The 4817-nt window shown below is 66.5% G+C and carries 2 protein-coding genes and 1 pseudogene; all 3 read right to left on the reverse strand.

Annotated elements, in window-relative coordinates; genetic code table 11:
• Window positions 1–421, reverse strand: a pseudogene (locus tag RT567_RS13560) (hypothetical protein); the annotation flags it as partial.
• A gap of 149 nt (window positions 422–570) precedes the next feature.
• On the reverse strand, window positions 571–1980 hold the full coding sequence (lpdA, locus tag RT567_RS13565; RefSeq protein ID WP_313576818.1) for a dihydrolipoyl dehydrogenase: 1410 nt from the start codon (window positions 1978–1980) through the stop codon (window positions 571–573).
• 200 nt (window positions 1981–2180) lie between these two features.
• Window positions 2181–4817, reverse strand: a 2637-nt coding sequence (locus RT567_RS13570; RefSeq protein WP_313576819.1) for a TonB-dependent receptor, incomplete at its 5' end; no start/stop codon positions are given.

Consider the following 4817-nt stretch of genomic DNA (forward strand, 5'->3'; position numbering starts at 1 on the left):
CCGCCGTCGGAGCGGCGGGCCAGTCCGCCAGCAGGCGTTCGACCTCGGCGTTGGCCGCGGGTACGTCCAGCCCCAGGGCCTGCCCCTCGGCGCTCGGATCATAGCAGTAGGTTGCGACCGATTCGGCGTAGCGCGAGGGATAGCGCCGCATGGCGTCGCACTGCATGCCCGACAGGTTCTCGATGGCGACAGCGGTCGGGCGCCAGGCTTCAAGCCGCGCCAGCAAGGGCTCCAACTGCTCGGGCCGGAAGCTGTCCGGCAGGCTGGACAGGTGAGGCGAACCCAGCACCAGCACCTCATTGAGGGCGCCCGCCGGCGGTCCCTTCAACTGGTCCGGCTGAAATGAGGGACGATGCTCCTGCGCCGAGGCGGCCGAACCGATCGCCACCCACGCCGCCGCCAGCCAGATTCCCAGACGCATCGCCTCACCCTCATTCTCGCGAAACCCTGGCTAAGCTGCGAGCGGGGCCGCGTCCCGACAAGTTAAGTTTCCGCAATCCGCCCCAGACGAAAACGGCGCGCCCCGTACGGAGCGCGCCGTTCAGATCGCGGTCTGAAAGCCGGTGAGGCTTAGGCCTGCATCGTCCAGCCTTCGACGCCCATGGCCGCCTGACGGACGGCTTCGGCGCGGGTCGGGTGCGGGTGGCAGGTGCGGGCGATGTCCTCGGACGAGCCGCCGAAGGCCATGGTCATGGTCGCTTCGCTGATCAGTTCACCGGCCTGCGGGCCATAGATGTGGACGCCCAACAGCTTGTCGGTCGTCGCATCGGCCAGCACCTTCACGAAGCCGTCCGTCTCGTGGTTGATCTTGGCGCGGCTGTTGGCGGCGAAGGGGAATTTGCCCTTCTTGTAGGCGACGCCCGCAGCCTTCAACTGCTCCTCGGTCTTGCCGACCCAGGCCACTTCCGGCGTGGTGTAGATGACCGACGGAACCAGATCATAGTCGACGTGGCCCGGCTTGCCGGCGATCAGTTCGACCGTGGCGACGGCGTCTTCCTCGGCCTTGTGGGCCAGCATCGGGCCGTGGGTCACGTCGCCGATGACCCAGACGCCCGGCGCCGAGGTCTTGAAGTGGTCGTGGCCGACGAAGCCGCGCTGGTCCGGCGTGACGCCGACCGTCTCCAGGCCCAGGCCCTCGGTGTAGGGACGGCGGCCGATGGCGACCAGGACGACGTCGCCTTTGATCGTTTCAGCGGCGCCGCCGGCGGCGGGCTCGACCGTCAGCTCGACGCCGTCCTTGGTGGTCTTGGCGCCCGTGACCTTGGTGCCCATGCGGAAGGTCATGCCCTGCTTGGCCATGCCGCGCTGGAAGGCGGTGGCGACCTCGGCGTCCATGCCGGCGCCGACCTTGTCCAGGTATTCGACGACGGTGACTTCGGCGCCCAGACGGCGCCAGACCGAGCCCAGCTCCAGGCCGATCACGCCCGCGCCGATGACGATCAGGTGCTTCGGAACCTTGGGCAGGAACAAGGCGCCGGTCGAGTCGATGACCTTGCCCTCTTCGAAGGCGACGCCCGGCAGCGGGGTCGGCTCGGAGCCGGTGGCGATGATGATGTTCTTGGCGTCATAGGTGGTCTTCAAGCCATCAGCGGCCTCGACCTCGACCTTGCCTTGGCCGGCGATGCGGCCGCGGCCCTTCAGCCAGTCGACCTTGTTCTTCTTGAACAGGAATTCGATGCCCTTGGTCAGGGCCTCGACGCTGTCGTCCTTGGCCTTGTGCATCTGGCCCAGGTTCAGCTTGGGCTTCACCTCGATGCCGATGCCGGCGAAGTCCTTGCCTGCGGCCTCATACAGTTCCGAGGCGTGCAGCAGGGCCTTGGAGGGCATGCAGCCGACGTTCAGGCAGGTGCCGCCCAGGGTCGAGCGCATCTCGACGCAGGCGACCTTGAGGCCCAGCTGGCCGGCGCGAATGGCGGCGTTGTAGCCGCCCGGCCCGCCCCCGATGATCACCACGTCGTAGGTCTGGGAAGCGTCGGCCATGGAAGTCCTCTGATCGGTCTGGCGCAGGGGTCGGGAAACGGCGCGGACACTAGCGCCGCCCCCGGCGGGGTCAACCGCCAGGCTCCATATAGGCCCGGATTGCGCCGAGGGCCATGCGACCAAAGGCAAAGCGGCCCAAAGCCGCAATGCAAAAGGGCCGGGCGCCGCCGCCCGGCCCTCCGCTTCGCCTCACCGGCCGATCAGTATTTGAAGCGCACGCCCATGAAGACGTTGTAGCCGAACTTCTCATACTCATAGGTCCGCTCGCGCGAGCCGTAGTAGCGGACACCCGCCGAGTCGGTCAGGTTCTTGGCCTCGCCGAACACCTCGACCCCGTTGCCGAAGTCGTAGGAGGCGGTGAAGTCCAGCTGCTCGCGGCCCTCGACGAACAGGTCGAAGTCGGGATCGTCGGCGTTGATCTCTTCCAGATAGTCGCTCCGCTTGGTGTAGCTGAGGCGGGCGCTGAAGCCGGCCATTTCGTAGAAGAGGGCCAGGTTGTAGTTGTTCTCCGACTGACCTGGCAGCGAGAACTTGTTGCGGCCGCCATAGGCCTGGGCCGTTTCGATCTCGGCGTCGGTCCAGGTGTAGTTGGCGAAGACGCCGAAGCCCGAGGCCCAGCCCGGCAGGAAGCTGAACTTCTGCTGCCAGTTCAGCTCCAGGCCCATCAGATGGCCGTTGGGGGCGTTGATCGGGGTCTCGAACTCGGCGTCGAACTCGATCCCGTCGATCGTCACCTTGTCCTCGTACTTGAGGATGTAGCGATAGTCGGTCAGGTCTTTGTAGAAGGCGTTGGCCGACACCACGCCCAGCGAGGCGAAGTAGTATTCCAGCCCGAAGTCGATGTTGTTCGACAGCGTCGGCTGCAGGTCCGGATTGCCGATCTCGTACGAGATGTCCGTACCGTCGGTCTCTTCGATACGACGCGGGACGATCTGGTTGAACTCGGGGCGGGAGATCGAGCGCGTCAGGGCGAAGCGGCCGATCAGATTGTCCGAGAAGCTGTGGCGGACCGTCAGGTTGGGGAAGAACTCGGTATCATCGCGATCGACCCGCGCCATGTCATAGGGCTTGGTGCCGTCGTTATCGATCAGGCTGGCGGCCTCGCCCTCGAACTTGGTGTTCTCGACGCGCAGTCCGAAGATGACATTGGTGGCGCCGATGTCGAGGCGGCCCTGGGCGTAGGCCGACAGGATGTCTTCCTTGGCGGTGTAATCCGCCGCGATGGAATCCGCCGGACGGATCGGGGACAGCGGGCGCATCTGGCCGAAGTAGTCGTCCACCAGGCCGTTGTTGAACTTCTTGCCCAGCAGATAGTCGTAGTTGCGCGAGTCCGAGCCCGTCAGCAGGTCGGCGTAGGATTGCGACGGCGCATGGGCGGCGTCACGGCTGCGGAAGCGGTCCTCGTCGGCCGAGACGTCACGGGTGCGGTATTTGCCGCCGAACTTCCAGGTGACCTCGCGACCGGCGATGACCGAGGGCAGTTCGAAATTGGTCTGGAAGGTCAGTTCTTCCTGCTCGGTCGTGCTAGAGCGGAAAGCGTTCTCGCGGAAGCGGTACTGCGCCGCGTCCATGTGCTCGCCGGTCGTGAAGATCGAATAGGTCGGCTGGTAGTGATCGCCGGTGAAGTCATAGGTGACCGACGGCTTGGCCCGCGACCGGAACAGCAGCTCGTTGCGGTTCGGATAGGTCTGCTCGCTGCTGGCCCACGAGATGTTCGCATCCCACACGGCGCCGTTGCCGAAGATGCGCTCGGCGCCGGTCGTCAGGGTCAGGATCTCGTTCTTCTGGGTGCGGTGACGCAGCTGACGCTCGACCGTCACCTCGTCGAAGGTCGCCTTGCGGTCGGTCGCGCCGGCCTGAAGGTTGTCCTCGTCATAGGTCAGCAGCAGCTGGTTGCGGTATTCGTCGTCCTCGAACTGGGCGAACGAGCCGCGGACCCAGGCGCGATAGGCGTCCGACGGGCGGAACTCCAGCGAGCCGTTGATCGACTGGCGCGTACGCTCGGTGTCGTAGTCCTTGAACAGGCTCTCCTCGAGGGCGAAGACCTCGCCGCCCTCGGGCGTCTTCATCTTGGTCCAGCCGGACTCGACGTTGTCGGGGCGGCGGTTGGTCTTGGAGTAGGAGTAGGACAGCAGGCCGCCGAAGGTCTGGTCCGCACCGAAGACGTTCGACGCCGTGGCGCCCGCGCGGATGTCCTCGCCGCCGTAGTCGTTGTAGCTGCCGCCAGCATAGCCGCTGACGGCCAGGCGACGCTGATCGAAGGCCGAGCGGGTCTTGATGTTGACGGCGCCGGCGATGGAGTCGGCGTCCTGGCTCGGCAGCAGGGTCTTGGAGACCTCGATGTTGGAGACGATGTCGCTGGGCAGGGTGTCCAGATCGACCGCGCGCGTGCCCGGATCGACGGCCGGAACCGTCACCCCGTCCACCGACACGGCGGTGAAGGCTGACGGCGCGCCGCGCACGTTGATGTAGCGGCCCTCGCCCTGGTCGCGCTGGATGGCGATGCCCGGCACGCGCTGCAGCGATTCCGCCACGTTCGGGTCGGGATAGCGGCCGATGGCGTCGGCCGACAGGACGTTGATGGTGCCGTCGGCGTTCTTCTGCTGGTTCAGCGAGCGGGCCACGCCCTCGGTGATGACGCCATTGACGATGACGTCGGCCACGGCGACCGCATCGCCCGAACCCATCATGACGGTGACCGAGGTCAGGCGGCCCGGCGCGGCGGCGACCGTCTGGGTCGCGGTCGGCAGGCCGATGTAGCGGGCCTCCAGCGTGACCTGGCCCGAGACGCCGCCCAGGTTGAACTCGCCCTGGCTGTTGCTGACCGCGCGGCGGCC

This window comes from Brevundimonas sp. (genome assembly GCF_032107865.1).
Lineage (GTDB): Bacteria > Pseudomonadota > Alphaproteobacteria > Caulobacterales > Caulobacteraceae > Brevundimonas.

Excerpts from the sequence above, each read along its gene's own strand:
- lpdA (WP_313576818.1), bottom strand. The coding sequence starts at position 1,980 with ATGGCCGACGCTTCCCAGACCTACGACGTGGTGATCATCGGGGGCGGG.